Source organism: Petrotoga sp. 9PWA.NaAc.5.4, assembly GCF_002895485.1.
Classification (GTDB): domain Bacteria; phylum Thermotogota; class Thermotogae; order Petrotogales; family Petrotogaceae; genus AZRK01.
In genome coordinates, this window is the sequence record NZ_AZRK01000045.1 from 1 (window position 1) to 21,347 (window position 21,347).

At 31.5% G+C, this 21,347-nt stretch carries 16 protein-coding genes and 1 tRNA gene; 5 read left to right on the forward strand and 12 right to left on the reverse strand.

The genetic code is table 11. The features are described from left to right. Positions 1-240 precede the first annotated feature (240 nt). The 7 genes from X924_RS09735 to X924_RS09765 form a co-directional block, all read right to left on the reverse strand. The gene (locus tag X924_RS09735) at positions 241-624 is read right to left on the reverse strand and encodes a CoA-binding protein (RefSeq protein WP_121958757.1); all 384 of its coding nucleotides are present in this window, start codon (positions 622-624) and stop codon (positions 241-243) included. 2 nt (positions 625-626) lie between these two features. Continuing rightward, complete coding sequence (gene sufU, locus X924_RS09740) at positions 627-1,073, reverse strand: Fe-S cluster assembly sulfur transfer protein SufU (RefSeq protein ID WP_233186638.1); 447 nt, start codon at positions 1,071-1,073, stop codon at positions 627-629. Further along, entirely contained in the window at positions 1,061-2,287 is a 1,227-nt protein-coding gene (locus tag X924_RS09745) for a SufS family cysteine desulfurase (protein WP_121958728.1), read from the reverse strand. The genes sufU and X924_RS09745 overlap by 13 nt, the downstream gene beginning before the upstream one ends. Further along, positions 2,265-3,482 carry a SufD family Fe-S cluster assembly protein gene (locus tag X924_RS09750; protein WP_121958729.1) on the reverse strand — a complete coding sequence of 406 codons (1,218 nt, stop codon included), beginning with the start codon at positions 3,480-3,482 and terminating at the stop codon, positions 2,265-2,267. Before X924_RS09750 ends, X924_RS09745 begins: the two co-directional genes overlap by 23 nt. 13 nt (positions 3,483-3,495) lie before the next feature. Next, the gene (gene sufB / locus X924_RS09755) at positions 3,496-4,911 is read right to left on the reverse strand and encodes a Fe-S cluster assembly protein SufB (protein WP_121958730.1); all 1,416 of its coding nucleotides are present in this window, start codon (positions 4,909-4,911) and stop codon (positions 3,496-3,498) included. Positions 4,912-4,915: 4 nt separating this feature from the next. After that, on the reverse strand, positions 4,916-5,695 hold the full coding sequence (gene sufC / locus X924_RS09760) for a Fe-S cluster assembly ATPase SufC (protein ID WP_121958731.1): 780 nt from the start codon (positions 5,693-5,695) through the stop codon (positions 4,916-4,918). A gap of 417 nt (positions 5,696-6,112) precedes the next feature. Continuing rightward, the gene (locus tag X924_RS09765; protein WP_121958732.1) at positions 6,113-6,619 is read right to left on the reverse strand and encodes a gamma carbonic anhydrase family protein; all 507 of its coding nucleotides are present in this window, start codon (positions 6,617-6,619) and stop codon (positions 6,113-6,115) included. A 1,432-nt stretch (positions 6,620-8,051) separates the two neighbouring features. Between X924_RS09765 and X924_RS09770 the strand changes: the two genes are divergently transcribed. Together X924_RS09770 and rpoD are read left to right on the forward strand one after the other, a co-directional pair. After that, positions 8,052-8,714 carry a histidinol phosphate phosphatase domain-containing protein gene (locus tag X924_RS09770; RefSeq protein ID WP_121958733.1) on the forward strand — a complete coding sequence of 221 codons (663 nt, stop codon included), beginning with the start codon at positions 8,052-8,054 and terminating at the stop codon, positions 8,712-8,714. 167 nt (positions 8,715-8,881) lie between these two features. Next, positions 8,882-10,150, forward strand: coding sequence for an RNA polymerase sigma factor RpoD (gene rpoD / locus X924_RS09775; RefSeq protein ID WP_121958734.1), 1,269 nt, complete (start codon positions 8,882-8,884; stop codon positions 10,148-10,150). A 42-nt stretch (positions 10,151-10,192) separates the two neighbouring features. On the opposite strand, the gene X924_RS09780 is transcribed toward rpoD, so the two are convergent. From X924_RS09780 to wecB, 4 genes are all read right to left on the reverse strand, one after another. After that, complete coding sequence (locus X924_RS09780; RefSeq protein ID WP_121958735.1) at positions 10,193-11,398, reverse strand: acetate/propionate family kinase; 1,206 nt, start codon at positions 11,396-11,398, stop codon at positions 10,193-10,195. 100 nt (positions 11,399-11,498) lie between these two features. After that, entirely contained in the window at positions 11,499-12,437 is a 939-nt protein-coding gene (gene fba, locus X924_RS09785) for a class II fructose-1,6-bisphosphate aldolase (RefSeq protein ID WP_121958736.1), read from the reverse strand. A gap of 346 nt (positions 12,438-12,783) precedes the next feature. Further along, positions 12,784-13,482, reverse strand: a complete 699-nt coding sequence (locus X924_RS09790; RefSeq protein ID WP_121958737.1) for a lipid-binding SYLF domain-containing protein — start codon at positions 13,480-13,482, stop codon at positions 12,784-12,786. Positions 13,483-14,095: 613 nt separating this feature from the next. Then, positions 14,096-15,217 carry a non-hydrolyzing UDP-N-acetylglucosamine 2-epimerase gene (gene wecB / locus X924_RS09795; protein ID WP_121958738.1) on the reverse strand — a complete coding sequence of 374 codons (1,122 nt, stop codon included), beginning with the start codon at positions 15,215-15,217 and terminating at the stop codon, positions 14,096-14,098. 160 nt (positions 15,218-15,377) lie between these two features. On the opposite strand from wecB, the gene X924_RS09800 reads away from it, so the two are divergent. Together X924_RS09800 and X924_RS09805 are read left to right on the forward strand one after the other, a co-directional pair. Continuing rightward, positions 15,378-15,465 (forward strand) — tRNA-Leu (locus tag X924_RS09800). Positions 15,466-15,899: 434 nt separating this feature from the next. Continuing rightward, entirely contained in the window at positions 15,900-17,078 is a 1,179-nt protein-coding gene (locus X924_RS09805; protein WP_121958739.1) for a ComEC/Rec2 family competence protein, read from the forward strand. Between the two features lie 5 nt (positions 17,079-17,083). On the opposite strand, the gene gcvH is transcribed toward X924_RS09805, so the two are convergent. Then, the gene (gene gcvH / locus X924_RS09810) at positions 17,084-17,434 is read right to left on the reverse strand and encodes a glycine cleavage system protein GcvH (RefSeq protein ID WP_121958740.1); all 351 of its coding nucleotides are present in this window, start codon (positions 17,432-17,434) and stop codon (positions 17,084-17,086) included. Between the two features lie 1,300 nt (positions 17,435-18,734). On the opposite strand from gcvH, the gene X924_RS09815 reads away from it, so the two are divergent. Beyond that, complete coding sequence (locus X924_RS09815; protein ID WP_121958741.1) at positions 18,735-21,344, forward strand: calcium-translocating P-type ATPase, PMCA-type; 2,610 nt, start codon at positions 18,735-18,737, stop codon at positions 21,342-21,344. Positions 21,345-21,347 lie beyond the last annotated feature (3 nt).

Below are 21,347 nucleotides of genomic sequence, written 5' to 3' on the forward strand. Positions count from 1 at the left end.
CCATCATTTTCTCCTTTTGTTGTAGGATTTGAGTTTATATCTAATTAAATTATACCATAATAGCGAAAGTTTTGACTGTAAAATAAAAATCCCTCTTGTTTCATCTTCTGGATAAGGAAACAAAAAGGAAATGATAAAAGTAAGATTTCTTTATTTATTCTCCAATAACAGGGAATCAGGCCGGACTTTTACATTTATAAATTTGAATGAAAATTTTTGCGGGCAAGAATTAATCGAATTTTATAATAATTTACTTGTCTCAACCATTATGCACTTTATTAAAGAATAATCGACATCTTTTAAACCTTCAAGATAATTTTCAATTTCTTCTGATTCTGCTCCTGGTTGAAACCAAAATTTTCTGAATCCTACTTCATATGCTTCTTTAAGGATTTTTATTCCAAGTTGGGGTGGAATAACAAAAACCATCAAATCAATTTTTTCTTTAGGAAGATCTTTTATTGATTTGTAAGTTTTTATTCCTTCAATTTCATCATGATTGGGGTTTACTAAATAGACTGTGTATCCTTTTTTTGTTAGATCTTTAAATATTTTATATCCAAATTTTTCTTTATTTGGCGAGGCACCAATTAATGCGATGTTTTTTATATTTTTTAAATCTATTATCATAATTTTTCACTCCTGTTATGGTAGCTTTTAAGCGCTTCTTCAAAGGTATGCCATGCTAAAGTAAAACATTTTGTTCTCATTGGAAAGTTTGATATATCAGAAAAAATTCCCACTCCATCGATTAATTCTTTATTAAAATCATTGCCTTGAGACATATTTATAACCTCTTCAAATATTTGCGTTGCCTCTTGCAATGTTTTTCCTTCTAATATTTCACACATCATTGCAGCCGAAGCTTGACTTATGATACAACCATGGCCAAGAAAAGAAATTTCTTCTATAACATCATCTTTTACTTTTACAAATAAAGTAATTTCATCGCCACAAGACATGTTCTTTCCTTCGGATTTACTCGCAGAAGATATTTCTTTTTTGTACTTACTATTTTTTGCGTAATCCAAAATTATATCTGAGTATAAATCTTCTAATCCTATTTTAACCACTCCCAAACTTTTTTTAATCCTAATATAAGTTTGTCAATGTCTTCTTTTTCATTATATATGTAAAAACTTATTCTGCAGGTCGATTTTACTCCCAACTCTTCCATTATCGGCTGAGCACAATGATGCCCGCTTCTTATGGCTATTCCGTATAAATCATTCAAGAGCTGGGATACATCATGTGGATGAATTCCTTTCACATTGAAAGATACGATGGAACATTGGCTTTCGTTTTTTGGACCGTAAATTTCCAAAAAATTCAATAACTTTAATTGTTCTATTGCATAATCAGTCAATATTTTATCGTGTTCTTTAATATTCTGCATTCCTATATCTTCTAATATTTCTATTGCTTTAGCTAAACCTACCGCACCATCAACGTTAGGTGTTCCAGCTTCAAATTTATAGGGTAAGATATTAAAAGATGTATCTTTTGTAGTAACTTTATCTATCATTTCACCGCCAAATAAAAAAGGGTTTATCTTATTTAAATACTCTTTTTTACCAAATAAAACCCCAACTCCTGTGGGGCCAAGCATTTTATGGCCTGAAAATACCAAAAAATCTGCGTCCATTTTTTTTACGTTTGTTGGAAGATGTGGAACAGATTGAGCTCCATCAACGACAATTATTATATCTTTTCTGATTTGTCTAACTTTACTTATTAATTCTTCTATCGGAATTACTTGTCCTGTAACATTTGAAACCGCGGTTATACTTATTACCCTTGTTTTATGAGAAATATATGTTAAATAATCGTCAAAATTAAAAATCCCATTTTTTGCTTGGTAGTATTTTACTCTTATATTAAAAATTTTGCCTATCTGCTGCCATGGAACAAAGTTAGCATGATGTTCCAAAGTTGTTATAAGGATTTCTTCTTCAGGTTGAATAATCTTAGATGTAGCCAGTGAATACGCAATTAAGTTTATTGATTCGGTCGCACCTTTTGTAAAAATTATTTCTTCATTTTCTGCGTCTATAAAATTTGCAACTCTCTCTCTTGCATCTTCGTACATCTTGGTAGCCTCAGCAGCTAAAGTATGAGAAGATCTATGAACATTAGCATGATGATTTAAACTATACTCACATACAGCGTCCATAACTTCTTTAGATCTTAAAGTAGTCGCTGCATTATCAAGGTAAATTAAATCATGTCCATTTATCTTTCTTTTTAAGGCAGGAAATAACTCTTTATATTCTTTGGAAGACAGCATCTTTTACCTCCTGACTTATGTCTTCCACAAAAGTTTTCACTGTTTCTATAGCCGGCTCGAATATACCGTAAGCTATGAGTCTTTTTGCTTCTTCTAAAGAAAATCCACGTGTCATAAGATAATATAATTTTTCTTTTTCTATAGTTCCTACACTTGCAGCATGGGCAGCGTTTACTTCGTTTTCATCTACTATTAGGCTCGGGATGGCCTCCGCTTTAGCTTTTTCTGAAAGAGTAAGCGTATATTCTGATTCCGACGCACTCGCTTCCTTTGCCCCTCTTTTCAAATCGAGGAATCCTCTAAATATGGCTTTTGATTCGTCTTTTATAACTCCTTTCCCGTTTATAATACCTACTGTTTCAGGAGCATAGAACCTCAATAAATAAAGCATATCTATTACATTTTTACGGCTTCCAAGAAAATAAGGGTAAAGTGAAGCATTAGCTCCTTTTTCTGATAATCTAAAAACTATATGAGGTGCTGAAATTTTACCTCCAACCTGTATATCTGTGACTTTTACATGAGCATTTTCTTTTACTTCTAACAAAATATTGTCAATATTGATATCGTTATCACCATTTAGATTAATGTTTATCAATTCAAAAGAAGCATTTTCATGGATAATAATCCTATTAGAGGTAGTCTTAAACCCTTCTTCAAAGTTCTTAGATCTTACAATTCTTATAACAGTTGCTCGAGAGTTCGGCTTTATATTGTAAACAGAGGTTTCATATATAGGAAATTTCCAATCATAATTAATTATAACGGGATCTAAACTTTCTCCTTCCTCAGTTTTTAAATAAAATCCTGTATTAGAAAAGGCTTCCGCCATTAAAAGAAATTTCCTGTGGGCACCCTCAAAATCATATTTTGCAAGTATTTCTATGCCTTCTTCATCGATTCCGTTTATTCCTTTTATTTTTCCTTTAACACTCACAGGAACAACAGAAACATATTTTAAAGGCTCATACCCATTTAGATTTGATCTTTTCCATTTAGGAAAGCCCCAATTTTTATATGCTTCATATCTATAACTCTTATATGTTTTTAATAAATCGCTTGATATATGCTCCAATGAAGATTGAAATTCAAATTCTCCATAATCTCTTTTAGGTTTTATTTGAGGCACTTGCCATTCAACTGCTTTTAAGTTGTTATGTCTCATATCTATTGCTTTTTCAAATATTGTATCCAATGATATTCACTCCTCACCCTATTGATGATTCTATTTCCAAATTCAAAAGTCTGTTTAATTCTATAGCGTATTCAAGAGGCAATTCTTTTGCGAATGGTTCCACAAAACCTCTAACAATCATAGCCTTGGCTTCTGCTTCACTAAGCCCTCTACTCATTAAGTAATATATTTGTTCTTCTTTTATTCTTCCAATACGTGCTTCGTGCCCAACATCTGCATCATCTGTATATACCTCAATGAGAGGAACTGTATCACTTTTTGAAATGTTATCAAGCATAAGAGCTTGACAAGCAACAGAAGCTTTAGCGCCTTTAGCATTTTCACCTATTTTCAACCAACCTCTATAAAAAGCCCAACCTCCACCTATGCTTATACTCCTTGCATCAACGTTAGCGCTTGTATAGGGTGCAAACATGAATACTTTTGATCCAGAGTCCATATGTTGATTTGGACCAGCATAAGTAATAGCTTTAGTTTCGGTCTTGGCACCTTTTCCTTTAAGTATAGAAGAAGGATAAATCATTGTTTTATGACTTCCAAGCGATCCTGAAACCCATTCCATAATTCCATCTTCTTCTACTATAGCTCTTTTTGTATTTAAATTGTATGTATTTTTGCTCCAATTTTGTATTGTAGCATATTTCACCCTTGCACCTTTTTTAACGTATATTTCAACCATTCCTGCATGCAAGTTAGTTACTTCATAATAAGGAGCCGAACATCCCTCAATAAAAACTACCTCGCTACCTTCATCAGCAATGATTATAGTATGTTCCATCTGGCCCATTCCTGCATTGTTCATTCTGAAGTACGCTTGAAGAGGTAACGGCACTTTAACACCTTTTGGAACATATAAAAAGGTCCCACCGCTCCACACAGCACCATGTAAAGCCGCATATTTATGGTTAGTAGGAGCAACTGCTTTCATAAAATATTCTTTTACCAAGTCAGGATACTTTTTTACAGCACTCTCCATATCCAAAAAAATAATGCCCAAATTTTCTAACTCTTTTTTAATATTCTGATAAACGACTTCAGAATCATATTGAGCTCCTACTCCAGCTAAAGCCTTTTTCTCAGCTTCAGGTATTCCAAGTCTATCAAATGTCTCTCTTATTTCAGAAGGCAACTCTTCCCAATACGAAGACCTTTTTGCATTCGGACGTATATATGCTACTATCTTACTTACATCCAAATCTGTTACATCAACACCAAACCTTGGATCTCTCCATGTATCAAAGATATGAAGAGAATTCAGCCTAAGATCTCTCATCCATTTTGGCTCTTGCTTTTGTTCCGATATTTCTTGAACAACCTTTTCGTTTAAACCCGGAATTGTCTTATAAGCATACTTTTCCGGATTTCTGAAATCGAACTTGCTTTGATCTATCAATAAATCTTCCAAATTTATCTCTTTGTCTTTAGCCATAATTTCACTCCTCAGATTCGGAAATTGTTATACCTAATTCTTTTTCCACTATTGAATAACCATTATTCTCAATTTCTTGCGCCAAATCTTCATTCCCAGTCATTACTATTCTTCCATCAATATAAACATGAACAAAATCTGGAACTATATAATTCAGAATTCTTTGATAATGAGTGATCAACAATATACTCATATCATCAGTTTTAAATTTGTTTATATTTTCAGCAACGATTCTCAAAGCATCTATATCTAAGCCCGAATCTATTTCATCTAATATACATAGTTTAGGATGTAAAAGTCCCATTTGCAGTATTTCACTTTTTTTCTTTTCACCACCAGAAAATCCTACATTTATATATCTTTCTAAAAAATCAGTGTTAAGATCAAGCCCTTTGGCAAGTTCTGAAATCTTTTTATTTAAATTCAAAACCGTAACTTTATCATCTGGATTAACATTTCTAAAAGAGCTTATCAAAAACTGCCTCATTTTAATTCCTTCAACTTCTTCAGGTATTTGAAAAGAAAGAAAAATTCCTAATTTTGCTCTCTCATCAGGTGATAACCCTAAAATAGATTGGCCTTCAAATAATATATCTCCAGATGTAACTTTATACCTTGGATTTCCCATAATAACATGAGATAACGTCGATTTACCCGAACCATTTGGCCCCATAATAGCATGAATTTCGCCTTTATTAATAACTAAGTTTACCCCTTTTAATATATCAATGTCTTCCTCCGCTACTTTCGCTTTTAAATCTCTAATTTCTAACAAAGCTGACATCCCTTTTCCTCCTCAAAAATTTTATTATATTCACTTTAGAAATTCCAAAATCCTTATTATATGTATATTTTAGCGTTGATTTTTTTACAAAATACCTCCCCGCTTCTAATCCTTACTAATTCCTAATTTCTTTACCTTTTTCGGTACTTGTAGTCAAGGAAGGGGAGAGGGCTCCGCCCTGGACCCAGTTTAAATTCAAATGCTTATTTTCTGAAAATTATCATTTCTAAACTTCTTAAGTTTTATGTTTTTATACAGTTTTTCTTTAATTACTGTTTTGATTAAATTCTACCATATTTGTCAACTTTAAGTCAACAATAAAATCACTTAAAATGTATATCTTAAACGCCACTTAATGTACATAAAATTATTTAAACAGTGATGTAACTTTTATAGAAATAAGAATTTTTTAAAGTTTTATTTCAAAAGATATTTTTTTGAAAGATTATAATACTCTTTTGCAGAATTTTTAAGTTTTTCTATTTCTTCTTCAGTTAAGTTCCTAACTATCCTGCCAGGTACTCCTATAACCAAACTATACGGTGGTATAATTTTATTTTCAGTTATCAAAGTTCCAGCACCTATTAAACAACTTTCACCAATTTTTGCACCATTAAGAATTATTGCACCCATACCAATAAGACAATTATCAGCAATTTCACATCCATGAATTATGGCGTTGTGCCCTACGGTTACACGATTCCCGATAATTACAGGAAAATTAGAATCAATATGTACAACACTATTATCTTGAATATTGGTATATTCACCAATATTTATAGGGCCAATATCACCTCTTAAAGTCGTATTAAACCATATACTTGAGCCTTTCCCTATTTTTACATTTCCTATAATTTGGCAATCAGGAGCCAAGAAAACATCTTCTGAAATTTCAGGGGTTATATCATTGAATTTGTGAATCATCTATTCGATCTCTCCTCTTTAATTATATATACTCATTAGAAATTCTAAACTTCACATTTTATAAATATTTCAGCGTTTAACTTTTTACAAAATACCTCCCCGCTTCTAATCCTTACTAATTCCTAATTTCTTTACCTTTTTCGGTACTTGTAGCCAAGGAAGGGGGAGAGGGCTCCGCCCTGGACCCATTTTAAATTCAAATGCTTATTTTTAAAAAATTCTCTTTTCTAAAATCTATAAATTATATATACTCATTAGAAATTCTAAAACTCAGATTCTATATTAGAAAATTTACATTTTTAAAGTTCCTAACTAACATTCACTAATTATGCATCTCTTTAACTTCTTTGGTATTTATAGCCAAGAATATGCCACAACTTGTCAGACTTTCAACCTAACACAACTTTGGCAAGGACAATGGGACTTCGCTCTGGGCTCATTTTAAATTCAAAAACTTATTTATGGTATAATATTATAACATAAAAAAAACCGGATCCATTTCGGATCCGGCAAGAAGGTTTGGGTTTATCTCAGGGGGATAGGGGGATCTTTCTCATTTTCATTAATATTATAAAACAAAATATGTTAATCTTCAACATGGTTAAGTTACCTTTATATTTAATATAGTTAAAAATATGTATTCCTATGTTAATTTGACAAAATTTATCATTATAAAATTTTTGGAAATTATGCCTTTTTACAGCTGAAATAAGCTTTTTATTTTGAAATTAAGTGTCAAAAATACAGTATTTTAGTTTTAAAAATTACTTTTATAGTATTTTCTCTTTCTGTTTTCAAATTTATATATTTGTTATTAAAAATTAATATTGATAAACATAGTATTCACTAAAAATAAGCTTTTGAATTTAAAACGGGTCTAGGGCGGAGCCCTCTCCCCCCTTCCTTGGCTACAAGTACCAAAAAAGTTAAAAAATTCATAGCTTGTAACGATTAGATAGACACTTTAAAAACGGAGATTTTTCTGAAAATAAGCTTTTGAATTTAAAACAGGTCCAGGGCGAAGCCCTCTCCCCCTTCCTTGGCTACAAGTACCAAAAAAGTTAAAAAATTCATAGCTTGTGAGGATTAGATAGACACTTTAAAAACGGAGATTTTTCTGAAAATAAGCTTTTGAATTTAAAACGGGTCCAGGGCGGAGCCCTTTCCCCCCTTCCTTGGCTACAAGTACCAAAAAAGTTAAAAAATTCATAGCTTGTGAGGATTAGATAGACACTTTAAAAACGGAGATTTTTCTGAAAATAAGCTTTTGAATTTAAAACGGGTCCAGGGCGGAGCCCCCCTCTACTTCGGTTGAAGCATCAACCAAATTAAAAAAATAAACAGTTACTAATTATTAGAATTATAGCGCTTTATAAAAAATTTAAACTTAGAATTTCTAAAATAACTAAAAATAATGTAAGGAGGATCAAGAATGCATAAAATATATGATTTTCACACACATACAATTTTAAGTGACGGAGAACTAATATGCAGCGAGCAAATAAGACATGCACAAATTCATGGATATTCAGCAATTGCTATAACAGATCATGTTGATGAATCAAATATTGATTTTGTTATAGATAACTTGAATAAGTTTATAGAAAAAGAAGGTTCTTATTTTACTGATATAAAAATACTCGCTGGTGTTGAAATCACACATGTTCCACCTTCAATAATAGACAGTTTAGCAAAATATGCTAAAGAAAAAGGGATTCAAATTGTAGTTGTACATGGAGAAACTATTGTAGAACCTGTTATAGAAAAAACAAATTATTATGCGGTAAGGTCAAAGTATGTGGATATATTGGCTCATCCAGGATTAATTTCTGAAGAAGACGTCCAAGAAGCTGCAAAAAATAGTATTTTTTTAGAGCTCAGTGCAAGAAGAGGACACAGTTTATCTAATGGACATGTTTGCAAATTAGCCAAAAAATTTGGGGCTAAATTGTTAGTAAACAGCGATGGACATGGACCAAATGATTTTTTAGATTATGAGTTTGCCTTTAAAATAGCTGTTTCTGCTGGATTAGATAGTCAAGAAGCGATTAGTGTTTTGAAAGACTATCCTTTAGAAATTATTCGGAAATTATAAAATTAAATTATAATTTACAAAAATTTATTATAAGGCTTAAAACATTTTGAACATTTTTAGATATATTGTGTCTAAATAAATGGTTGCTTTTATGCCAAGATTTTAAAATCTACTTTCAAACAAAACATAAAAATAGTTTTTCCCAAATTGTGAAGGGAGGGGAAAAGATGGCTAAGACTAAAATATCTCAAAAAGAGGAAAAAGAGATTATTAAGAGCATAGAAACTATGAATTTTGATGATTTAAAAGAAGAAGGAAATGCGGTAAAGGTTAAAATGAAAAAGGATAATAATGATATTCCTTCAGTAGATAAAATCATAGAATTACTCAAAAATAAAGCTAAAAAGAATGAAAATAGATTGTCTTATTCTGATATAGACGAGGCTATCCCTGCTGAAATATCTGATGAAATAGATAGTGACTTTATTGAAAAAATATACGAAACATTAGAGGCAGAGGGAATAGAAATTATGGATGAAATTGAAGATGATGATATGGAAACAGATATGAAAGATACTCTTGTTGAAAATGAAGAAGAAGATGAAGAAATAGAAGAATTATTTGGAGATACTGAATTAAAAATGTATGATAATATTTCCTTAGGTGATCCAATAAAAATTTATTTAAAAGAAATAAGTAAAGTAGATCTTTTAAGCCCATCTCGTGAAAGACAGCTTGCTATGAGAGCTCAAAAAGGCGACCAAAAAGCGAGAGACGAGCTTATCAAAGCAAATTTAAGGTTGGTTATAAGTATAGCCAAAAGATACACCGGAAGAGGCTTAAGCTTTTTAGATTTAATCCAAGAAGGAAATATCGGGTTAATAAAAGCTGTTAATAAATTTGATTGGAAAAAAGGATTCAAGTTTTCTACTTATGCGACTTGGTGGATAAGACAAGCTATTACAAGGGCTATAGCTGATCAGGCAAGAACCATAAGAATACCTGTGCACTTAGTGGAAACTATTAATAGAATGAATAAAGTTATAAGAGAATATTTACAAGAAAATGGAGATTATCCTTCTGCCAAAGAACTTGCCAATATAATGAAAAAACCAGAAGATAAAATCAATGAAATTTTGATGAGCGCAAAAGAAGTTTTATCTTTAAATTCTCCAATTTCGAACGGTACTGGAGAAGATGAAGAATCTGAAGCAGGGGATTTTGTAAGTACAGACGATACTACTCCCGAAGAAGAAGCACAAAGGATGATTTTGAGAGAAAAAATAGAAGAAGTCCTCGATACTTTAAGTCCAAAAGAAGCGTTGGTGCTAAAAATGAGATATGGATTTTTAGACGGTAAACAAAAAACATTGGAAGAAGTGGGACAATTTTTCAATGTTACAAGGGAAAGAATAAGACAAATTGAAACTAAAGCCTTAAGGAAGTTAAGACACCCAAACAGAGTAGCACAACTTAAAGATATTGTCGAAAACTAATAAAAAAACCGCCTTTAAATAAGGCGGTTTTTTTATTGATTACTAATTTTTACCCATTTTTTCTACTATTTTCTTAGTATCTTTAGCAATCATCAACTCTTCATCGGTTTTTATTACTAAGACCTTTACATGCGAATCGGAAGTTGATATAATTCTATCTTCTTTATTTAAAATGTTATTTTTTTCTTCGTCTAATTTTAATTCAAATATATCGAGATAGTCACACACATCTTTTCTTATCTCTGGATTGTTTTCTCCTACTCCTGCTGTAAATATCAATACATCAAACCTTTTTAGTATAGTTGCATAACTTCCTATGTATTTAGCTAACCTATATACATATACATCATATGCCAATTTAGCTTTTTTATTTCCTTCCCTTATCGCTTTTTTTATGTCTCTCATATCGTTACTTATTCCACTCAAACCTGTTAGTCCACTTTTTTTGTTCAATATATCATCAACTTCATCTATAGTATATCCTTTTCTTAAAAGAAACAAAGGAATACTTGGATCTATATCTCCACTTCTTGTTCCCATTATTAAACCTTCTAATGGTGTAAATCCCATGGAAGTGTCTATAACTTTACCTTTATCTACTGCTGCTAATGAAGCTCCGTTTCCTAAATGGGCACTTATTATTTTTAAACTTTCTATATCTTTTCCTAATATTTCAGCAGCTTTTTGACTGACATATCTATGACTTGTTCCATGAAATCCATATTTTCTAATTTTATATTTTTCGTATAATTCATAAGCTAAACCATACATGTAAGCTTTTGGTTCCATCGTATGATGAAAAGAAGTATCAAAAACCGCAACTTGTGGAACGCCAGGTAAAAGTTTTTTTGCCGCTCTTATTCCTGTTAAATTGGGTGGATTATGCAAAGGAGCGAGGTCAGAGTTTTCTTCTATAGCTTCTATAACTTCATCATTTATTAGAACCGACGAGAAAAATTTTTCTCCTCCATGTACAACTCTATGACCTATAGCATCTATTTCACTTAACTCTTTCAAACATCCGTATTCTGGATCTATCAACAATTTCATTACTTCTTTTAACGCTTCTTCATGATCTTTTATCTTTTTATCATTTTCACAAATTTTTTCTTTATTTTTATGTTTTATATCAGATTGGTCTTCACCTATTCTTTCTACTATCCCTTTTACCAAACATTCTTCAGTTTTCATATCCAGTACTTGATATTTTAAAGAGGAACTGCCTGAATTTATTACCAATATTTTCATGTGACGTCCTCCAATATTTTATAATTCCCTATTTGTAAGGGAAGTTGCTACATAATCTAAACCAAATTTATCTATCTTAAGTAGGCATCTAATTATTATATTAGGCCTTTTCTGCAGAACCTAAAAGCTCCATTCTATCTATAACAACTTTTTTAACATACTCTTTCGCTGTTTTCATGTATTTTCTCGGATCAAATTCTTTCGAATCATTATGAAGAAATTCTCTTAACCCTGCTATAAAAGCCATTCTAAGATCTGTATCTGTATTTACTTTATTTATTCCAAGTTTAACTGTTTCTTTTAATATATCTGAAGGGACACCTTTAGACCCACCAAAATCAGCACCATATTTTTCTGCTATATCGACCATTTCTTGAACAACACTTGAAGCACCATGAAGGACTAATGGAATGCCTGTCAATTCTTTAACTTTCTTTAATCTTTCAAAATCTAATTTCGCTTCTCCTTTAAATTTGAAAGCACCATGAGAAGTCCCAATAGCAGGAGCAAGAAAATCCACAGAAGTTTCTTCAACAAATTTTTTAGCTTCATCAGGATTTACTAATACATTCTCAGCCGAAAAAACGTTATCCTCTATACCTGCTAATTTTCCAAGTTCTGCTTCAACAGAAACCCCTACTGCATGAGCTATTCTTACTATATCTTTTGTTATTCTCACATTTTCTTCAAATGGTTTATCAGATGCATCAATCATTACCGACGAATACCCAGCTTTTATAGCAGCCATTATATACTTAAAATCTTTACCATGATCAAGATGTAAAGAAATTGGTATATTTAAAGTATCGGCAAATTCTCTAACCATTTTTACAAAAATCCTTGCTCCTCTTAAAGGATCTCCTAATCCAGCATATTTCATAGCTCCTTCACTTGTTTCAATTATGATAGGAGACCTTTTTTCTATACCTGCTTCAACTATAGCCTGAAGAAACTCTAAATTGTTAATGTTGAAAGCAGCTATTGCATAATACTCTTTATTAGCTTTTTCCAAAATATCTTTTGTGTTAACATAAGGCATAGCTTTTTTCCTCCTTTTAATTTATATTTTACTATCTTTAGAAATTCCAAAATTCATATTTTATAAATATTTTGACGTTTAGTTTTTTTCAAAAAATACCTTCACTACTCTAATTTTGACCAACTGACTATTTCTTTAACTTTTTCGTTACGTGTAGCTAAGGAGAGAGGAGAGGGCTCCGCCCTGGACCCGTTTTAAATTCAAAAGTTCATTTTCAGAAAAATCTCCATTTCTAAAGTGTCTATCTAATCCTTACAAGATATAAATTTTTAACTCTTTTGGTACTTATAGCCAGAGAGGAGAGGGCTCCGCCCTGGACCCGTTTTAAATTCAAAAGTTTATTTCTCTATAACTCTTGTTTATCTTTTAACTTACTATCACTAATTGCTTTTTCAATAAGTTTTATGAGTTGCTCAGCTTCTCCATCCACCTTTTTCTCTTTCAAGATCTGTTCAGGTGTAAGAGGTTGCCTATAAAAGGCTTCGTTAGCATTATCGTTTGTTCTTATGTAAGCTCCTGCTACAGAAACACCCGCATAAAATCCCTTCGAAACTGAATAAGAATATATAGATGCCTTAAGCTTATAATCAACATCTGCAGAGAGTTGCCTTCCTAAGGGACCGGCTGAAACTCCTACAGAACCTCCTAAAGTAAAATTATTGCCCATAAATCCGTTTATACCCTCTTCGTTCATTACTACCAACACAAGAGAAGCTGATTGAACTCCTGCTTGAGCACCCCAACTTAAACCATAAATATTTACAAAAGCAGGACCATACCATTCTCCACTTTCTGGATCTTTTCTGAGAACGATACCTTCTCCGTATTGGCCTCCCACAACGAAACCTAATTTATAAAATGTTGGGAATATGACAAGTCCCTCGGCTTGTTCTACTAATTGTAAAAAAGCTCCACTATCTGGTTTACTCAACAATTCTTCAATTGCTATTCGAGCTCCTCTTACTGTATCTGATATCGCAGCAAAAACATTAAAAGACAACAATAAAATTAATGACATAAAAAATAAGGTTTTCCATTTTTTCATTTTTTCATACCTCCTATGAATTTATATTTTACTGTCCTTAGAAATTCCAAAATTCATATTTTATAGATAATTTAGTGTTTACCTTTTTCGATACGCATATTGAAGGAGAGGGGGGGCTCCGCCCTGGACCCGTTTTAAATTCAAAAACTTATTTTCTAAAATCTTTATTTATAAAATGCTTATGCAATTCTAATTTTGACAAGTTAACTATTTTTTTAAATTCTTTACTATACATATCGAAGAAGAGGGAGGGGGCTCCGCCCTGGACCCGTTTTAAATTCAAAAGATTATTTTCTAAAATCTTTATTTATAAAATGCTTATGCAATTCTAATTTTGACAAGTTAACTATTTTTTTAAATTCTTTACTATACATATCGAAGAAGAGGAAGGAGGGCTCCGCCCTGGACCCGTTTTAAATTCAAAACCTTATTTTTTGAAAATTTTCATTTCTAAAGTTTCTACTTCTTTTTTAGTCATTCTAAGTTCTAATTCTCACTAATTCTTAATTTCTTTAGTTTTTCGCTACGTGTAGCAAGAAAGAGAAGGGCTCCGCCCTGGACCCATTTTAAATTCAAAAGCTTATTTTCAGAAAAATCTACGTTTCTAAAGTCTTTAATTTTTATTTTTTGCCGAATCTTTGTCAAAATTAACCAAATAATTGATTATTCTTTCGCTTGCTCTTCCATCACCATAAGGATTTTCTTTATTTATCATTTGTTTATATATAGGGCCTTCTAACAATTTCATATTTCTATATACAAATTCGGTATCTGTTCCAACTAACTTTGCTATACCGGCTTCTATAGATTCTAACCTTTCCGTGGTGTTTCTTAATACTAAAACGGGCTTATTAAATGTAGCTGCTTCCTCTTGAATTCCGCCTGAATCAGTCATAATATATAAACATTTACTCATAAGAGCTAAAAATTCAGTATATTCTAAAGGATTTAAAACCATTGCATTTTCTATATTTTCCAATTCACTGTGTACTAAATCTTTGACTTTTGGATTAGGATGTACAGGATAAACTAAATATACATGAGAATTTTCTTTTAAATACATTTTAACGGCTTTTAAAACTTTTCTTATAGGCTCTCCCCAATTTTCTCTTCTATGCATGGTGAAAAGAATATAAGTTTTATCTTTTAATTCATATTTTTGTAAAACACTTTCCATTTCATTTTTCTTAGTATTTTTTACCCATAATAAGGCATCTATAACTGTATTCCCAGTAACAATTACTCTATTTTCATCAATTCCTTCTTTTAAAAGGTTTTTTTTCGCATTTTGGGTTGGAGCAAAATGAACAGTTGCAAGGACACTTATAAGCCTTCTATTTATTTCCTCTGGAAAAGGATCGTACATATTATTTGTTCTTAACCCTGCTTCTATATGAGCTACAGGAACTTTATAGTAAAAACTTACCAACGCTCCTATAAAAGCAGAAGTTGTATCTCCTTGGACTATCACAAAATCAAATTTATCTTTCTTAAAAATTTCATCAATTTTTTGAATTAATCTCTGGGTTAAATCTGAAAGTGATTGATTGGGGATCATTACATTTAAATCGTAATCAGAAGTCATCTCAAATATTCTCAGCATCTGATCAAGCATTTCCCTGTGTTGAGCAGTTGTTATAACAACTACTTCTACTCCAACTTCTTTTAACCTTTTATAAATAGGTGCTATTTTTATAGCTTCTGGTCGAGTACCAAATATCAACCCAATCTTCAAATTTTATCCCAGCTTTCTTTGCCCTTTTGGTTATATATATTATATCACGCAAAAATGAGAATTTATAAACAAACTTTTTTATTTTTATAGTAACTTTCTTGACAAAGCATTATAGGTAGTGTATAATAAATCTGAAAGTTAAAGATTTTATGGTATATATGCCGGGGTGGTGGAATTGGTAGACACGTATGGTTGAGGGCCATATGAGTTTTAAACTCGTGCGGGTTCAAGTCCCGCCCCCGGCACCATAATAGAGTTAAAATAATTAAAGGATCGTTTTAAGCGATCCTTTTGTTTTTAGTAATAACAAAGAAAAATGAAGATCTTTGAAAAATAAGGTTTTGAATTTAAATTGGGTCCAGGGCGGAGCCCTCCCCTTCTCCTTAGCTACACGTAGCAAAAAAGTTAAAGAAATAGCCAGTTGGTTAAAATTAGAGTAGTGAAGGTATTTTTTTGAAAAAACTAAACGTCAAAATATTTATAGAATCTGAGTTTTATAATTTCTAAAGGTAATAATAAAATAACTCAGAAGGAGGCTTAAAATAACATAGAAAAAACTAATAAAAAAAGAATTCCTTTCTTTATTGAATTATTTTTAATTTTTAGCCTCTTACTTTCACTCTCCTATCTTAATAAGACTTTAGTTATAATAGTCTTTATTTTAATAATAATTACTTTAAAATTGCTTGAAAAAGATAATTTAAAGATTTTACTTTTATCTCTAATGCTTATTCCCGCAATGTTTTATACTCCAATAATTCCTGAAGGTGAAGTTGGTGTTTTAGGTAAAGTTATAGACAAAAGAGGTAACAGCTATACAGTTTTTTCAAAAAAATTGTACTATGATTCACAATGGTATAACTATAAAAATTATTATAAATTTTATTACAATGAATTCAGTACTGTACCTATTACAACTGGTAAAAATGTTTATGTATATGGACAAGCGGATAAAAAAGGTTTGAAGCCTATTTATATTGCGCCTTCTAATAATTTTTCTATAATGAAAGTTAAAGATAATGCAATAAATAAGATACAAAAGAATATCGAAAATGAAGAAGCAAGAGATATCTTAATAAGTTCTTTTATGGGAAATATAAAAGATAATGAAGTTTTTAAAAAAACCGGAACTCTACATTTATTCGCAGTTTCTGGAATGCATGTTTATATACTTTATGGAATAGTAAGTTTTTTTGTTAACTTTTTAATTTTAAAAAGAAACGCTCGCTTAATAATTAATTCTGTTATCATCTCTTTTTACTTGATATTTACAGGTTTCACTCCTAGTTCTGTTCGAGCAGTTTTATTATTGGTAACCTTAAATATTTTTCGATTTTTCGATATTCCTGTAAGTTCTTTTAATATTTTAGGACTTGTAGGTTATATAAATCTACTATTTCTACCAAATAATATTCTAAACGTAAGCTTTCAAATGAGTTACGCTGCAGCTTTCATGATATTATTCACTTTAGAAAGAATAGATAATTCGTTTATTAAAACTCTAATAATGCCTGTTGCTGCTTATATTGGCATTTTTCCTATTGCACTGATAAATTTTGGAGAGATATCTTTGACTGGACTCTTGATAACCCCTCTTCTTACACCAGCAGTAACTTTATTAATATTATGTGCTTTATTTTCAATAATATTGCCTTTTAATTTTATAACGCTTTTTTCAACAAATTTTGCTATAGCAACTAAAAACTTTGTGAATGTGTTTACCTTTTGGGAACCTATTAAATTTGGTTCTATTTTTATCCCTTTAGTTGCCTGGAGTTTTTTGTTTTTATTGTATGTTTTCATTTTAGAAACCAAAACAAAAAGGTCTCCGCATAAACAGAGACCTTATATCAAAAATTAAAAATATTAAATTTCCGGATCTTCATCTAACAATTCATTAAGTTCAGATGTATCAGAGACTTCAATTTTTACAATCCAACCTTTCCCTTCTGCATCCTCATTAATTAACTCTGGTTTATCTTCTAACTCATTGTTAATTTCAACAATTTTCCCGCTTACTGGTACATATACATCTTCTGCAGATTTTACAGACTCTATAGAGCAAAGTACTTCTCCTTTTTTGACTTCTTTACCAATCTCTGGTAGGTCTACGTAGGTAATATCTCCTAACTCTTCTGCAGCTTTTTTAGAAATTCCAACTTTGGCAATATTTCCCTCTAAAATTACGTATTCATGCGTTTGCGCATATTTTTTCATGAAAGTTCCCTCCTATTCAAAATTAATAATACTCACTTTAGAAATTCCAAAACCTAAGTTTTACCAATATTTTAGTTTTAAATTTTTTCAAAAATACCTCCATAGCTCTAATCTTCATTAATTCTTAATTCTTTACCTTTTTCGGTACTTGTAGCCAAGGAAGGGAGAGAGGACTCCGCCCTGAACCCATTTTAAATTCAAATGCTTATTTTCTGAAAATTTTCATTTCTAAAGTACCTAAAAATTAATAACTCTGACCAGCTTTAAATCCAAAACCTTATTTTCAGCATAAAATTTCTAATTTAAATATATAAATATTATATCATAAATTTCTAATTTAAAATTTATAAATTTTTTATTTGGAAACTTGAAAGGAAACAGAAAAAATGATATAATTTTTTTGTTTAATAACAATTACTTATATACAATAAAAATAAAAAGGGGAGTAACTCGTTCTGTACTATCGTCATAACGGCAATAGCCCGGTAGTACAGCAAGATAACTTGAGAGTGAGACCTTTATTCATAGGTATATGGATAAAGGTCTTTTTTGTATGTTCTGATCCTAAAAATTTTACTAACACCACCCTCCCCTGTCTTGGTACAAGTACCGAAAATGGTAAAGAAATTAAGAATTAGTAAGTATTAGATAAGGACTTTAGAAATGAGAATTTTCAGAAAATAAGCATTTGAATTTATAGTGGGTCCAGGGCAGAGCCCTTCCCCCTCTCTTTCACTACATGTAGCGAAGAAGTTAAAGAAATTCACAGTTAGTAAAGATTAGATAAGGACTTTAGAAATGAGAATTTTCAGAAATAAGCATTTGAATTTATAGTGAGTCCAGGGCGGAGCCCTTCCCCCTCTCTTTCACTACACGTAGCTAAAAAGTTAAAGAAATTAAGAATTAGTGAGAATTATGTAGAGACTTTGGAAAATATAATTTTTCAGAAAATAAGCTTTTGAATTTATAGTGGGTCCAGGGCGGAGCCCTTCCCCCTCTCTCTCACTACACGTAGCTAAAAAGTTAAAGAAATTAAGAATTAGTGAGAATTATGTAGAGACTTTGGAAAATATAATTTTTCAGAAAATAAGCATTTGAATTTATAGTGAGTCCAGGGCAGAGCCCTTCCCCCTCTCTTTCACTACACGTGGCGAAGAAGTTAAAGAAATTCATAGTTAGTAAGTATTAGGATTATGGAAATATCTTTGAAAAAAAAATTTAAAACTAAAAGATTGGCAAAACTTAAGTTTTGGAATTTCTAAAGATAGTAATAAATTTTATTAATCAAGGGAGGAAAAATATGCCTAAATTTTACGACAAAGAAGTAGACGAAGTTTTACAGGAACTACAAACTTCTACTAAAGGCTTGACATCACAAGAAGCTGCAGAAAGAATCAAAAAATACGGTTATAACGAACTTGAGGAAAAAAAGGGTAAATCGCTCTTTCAAATGTTTATAGATGAATTTAAAGATTTTATGATAGTAGTTTTATTAATAGCGGCGCTTATCTCGTTATTTGTTGGTGAAACTACAGATGCTGTAATAATTATAGCAATTGTTGTACTTAATGCCTTATTAGGTGTAATTCAAGAAAACAAAGCCAACCAAGCTTTACAGGCACTTAAAAAACTTTCCACTCCTCATGCCAAGGTATTAAGAGATGGGAAGATACAAGTTTTACCTACAAAAGAACTTGTGCCAGGAGACATTGTTATTTTAGAAGCTGGTGATTTTGTGCCTGCGGACGGGCGTCTTATAGAATCTGCCAACCTTAAGATTAATGAATCTTCTTTAACAGGAGAATCTGTGCCTGTGGATAAAAAAAATACTCGATTAGATTCTGACGGTGTATCATTGGGAGATAGGATAAATATGGTATTTAGTGGAACAACCGTTGTATATGGTCGAGGAAAAATGGTTGTCACTAATACTGGTATGAATACAGAAATAGGGAAAATAGCTTCCATGATGGGAGAAGAAGAAGTAAAAATTCCTTTACAAGAAAGACTGGCTCGATTAGGAAAAACTTTAGCTATAGCTGCTCTTGCAATTTGTGGAGTAATTTTTGTTATTGGGATATTTAGAGGAACCCCTCTTATGGATATGTTTTTGACAGCCGTAAGTTTAGCTGTAGCAGCAATTCCTGAAGGCCTTCCTGCCATAGTCACAGTTACTCTTGCACTTGGTGTTCAAAGAATGGTTAAAAGAAATGCTATAATAAAGAAACTTCCTGCCGTAGAAACTTTGGGTAGCGCAAATGTTATTTGTACTGATAAAACAGGAACATTGACATTAAATAAGATGACCGTTACAAATGTATATATAGATAAAAAGGTAAATGAATTTAAAGAAAGCGATAACAAAAGATTATTAAAACTGATTGAATATTCAGCGTTATGTTCCGATGCTGAAATAGATGATGAAGGAAGAGAAATAGGTGATCCTACAGAAGTAGCTCTCGTTATCGCATTGAAAAAATTAGGAAAAATGAAAAATGAATTACAGGAAAAATATCCACGAATCGACGAAATTCCTTTTGAATCAGAAAGAAAATTGATGACAACTGTCCACAAATATGATGATAAATTTCTTTCTATAACTAAAGGTGCCTTAGAAAGTCTATTACCAAAATGTGAATACATAGATGATAATGGAAATATTAGAAAAATTACACAAAATGACATAGAAGAAATTAATAAAGCAAACGAGCAACTGGCACGAAATGGAATGAGAGTTTTAAGTTTAGGTTATAGAATCCTCCCTGATAAGGATTATGATAAAGAAAATTTGGAAACTAATTTAACTTTTTTAGGTTTAATTGGAATGATAGATCCTCCACGCCCTGAAGCAAAAGAAGCTATTAGAAAATGTGATTTAGCTGGTATAACTACTGTTATGATAACTGGAGATCATAAACTTACAGCAGAGGCTATTGCAAGAGAATTGGGATTACTTCATGAAGGAGAGCTTGTTGTTACTGGAAAAGAATTAGATGAAATGGATTTCGAAGAATTAGTTAAAAAAGTAAAGAAAATTAGGGTATATGCAAGAGTCTCTCCAGAACATAAAGTGAAAATAGTTAAAGCATGGCAAAAAAATGGTGCAATTGTTGGCATGACGGGGGATGGAGTAAATGATGCTCCGGCTCTTTCTCAAGCCGACATTGGAGTAGCTATGGGTATAACTGGTACAGAAGTTGCTAAAGAAGCATCAGATATGGTATTAACTGATGATAATTTTGCAACAATAGTTTCAGCAGTTGAAGAAGGTAGAACTATATATTCTAACATTCGAAAGTCTATTAGATACCTTTTATCGTGTAATGTCGGTGAAATATTTACAGTCTTTATCGCAACTTTATTTGGATTAGGGCAACCCCTCCTTCCTATCCACCTTTTGTGGATTAACCTTGTGACGGATAGTTTACCAGCTTTGGGACTTGGGATGGAACCACCGTCCCCAAATGTTATGAAGGAAAAACCAAGAAGCAGAAATGAAAACATTTTTGCACAAGGATTAGGCATTCAAGTTATTATTGAAGGTGCTTTTATGAGTATTTTATCTATAACAGCTTTTATGCTTGGAAACAGATATAGTTTAGAAATAGCCGAAACTATGACGTTTATGACACTTGTATTTTCACAGCTTTTACATTCTTTAAATTCAAGGTCACACGTAGAATCTATATTTAGAATGAAATTCTTTAGCAACAGATTTCTTCTTATGGCAATAGGTATAGGAGCCCTTTTACAGCTAATTTTAGAAATTCCTTTCTTGCGCGCCGTGTTTGAAATAGTGCCCTTAAACTCCACTCAATGGTTGTATGTTATGGGACTATCTTTATTTTTTGTAGTCTTTGTCGAAGTAGAAAAAATCTTTTTTAGAAGATTTAATAAGCAAGCTCAATAATAA

Excerpts from the sequence above, each read along its gene's own strand:
- X924_RS09745 (WP_121958728.1), bottom strand. The coding sequence starts at position 2,287 with ATGCTGTCTTCCAAAGAATATAAAGAGTTATTTCCTGCCTTAAAAAGA.
- sufB (WP_121958730.1), bottom strand. The coding sequence starts at position 4,911 with ATGGCTAAAGACAAAGAGATAAATTTGGAAGATTTATTGATAGATCAA.
- sufC (WP_121958731.1), bottom strand. The coding sequence starts at position 5,695 with ATGTCAGCTTTGTTAGAAATTAGAGATTTAAAAGCGAAAGTAGCGGAG.
- X924_RS09765 (WP_121958732.1), bottom strand. The coding sequence starts at position 6,619 with ATGATTCACAAATTCAATGATATAACCCCTGAAATTTCAGAAGATGTT.
- X924_RS09770 (WP_121958733.1), top strand. The coding sequence starts at position 8,052 with ATGCATAAAATATATGATTTTCACACACATACAATTTTAAGTGACGGA.
- rpoD (WP_121958734.1), top strand. The coding sequence starts at position 8,882 with ATGGCTAAGACTAAAATATCTCAAAAAGAGGAAAAAGAGATTATTAAG.
- X924_RS09780 (WP_121958735.1), bottom strand. The coding sequence starts at position 11,398 with ATGAAAATATTGGTAATAAATTCAGGCAGTTCCTCTTTAAAATATCAA.
- fba (WP_121958736.1), bottom strand. The coding sequence starts at position 12,437 with ATGCCTTATGTTAACACAAAAGATATTTTGGAAAAAGCTAATAAAGAG.
- X924_RS09790 (WP_121958737.1), bottom strand. The coding sequence starts at position 13,482 with ATGAAAAAATGGAAAACCTTATTTTTTATGTCATTAATTTTATTGTTG.
- gcvH (WP_121958740.1), bottom strand. The coding sequence starts at position 17,434 with ATGAAAAAATATGCGCAAACGCATGAATACGTAATTTTAGAGGGAAAT.
- X924_RS09815 (WP_121958741.1), top strand. The coding sequence starts at position 18,735 with ATGCCTAAATTTTACGACAAAGAAGTAGACGAAGTTTTACAGGAACTA.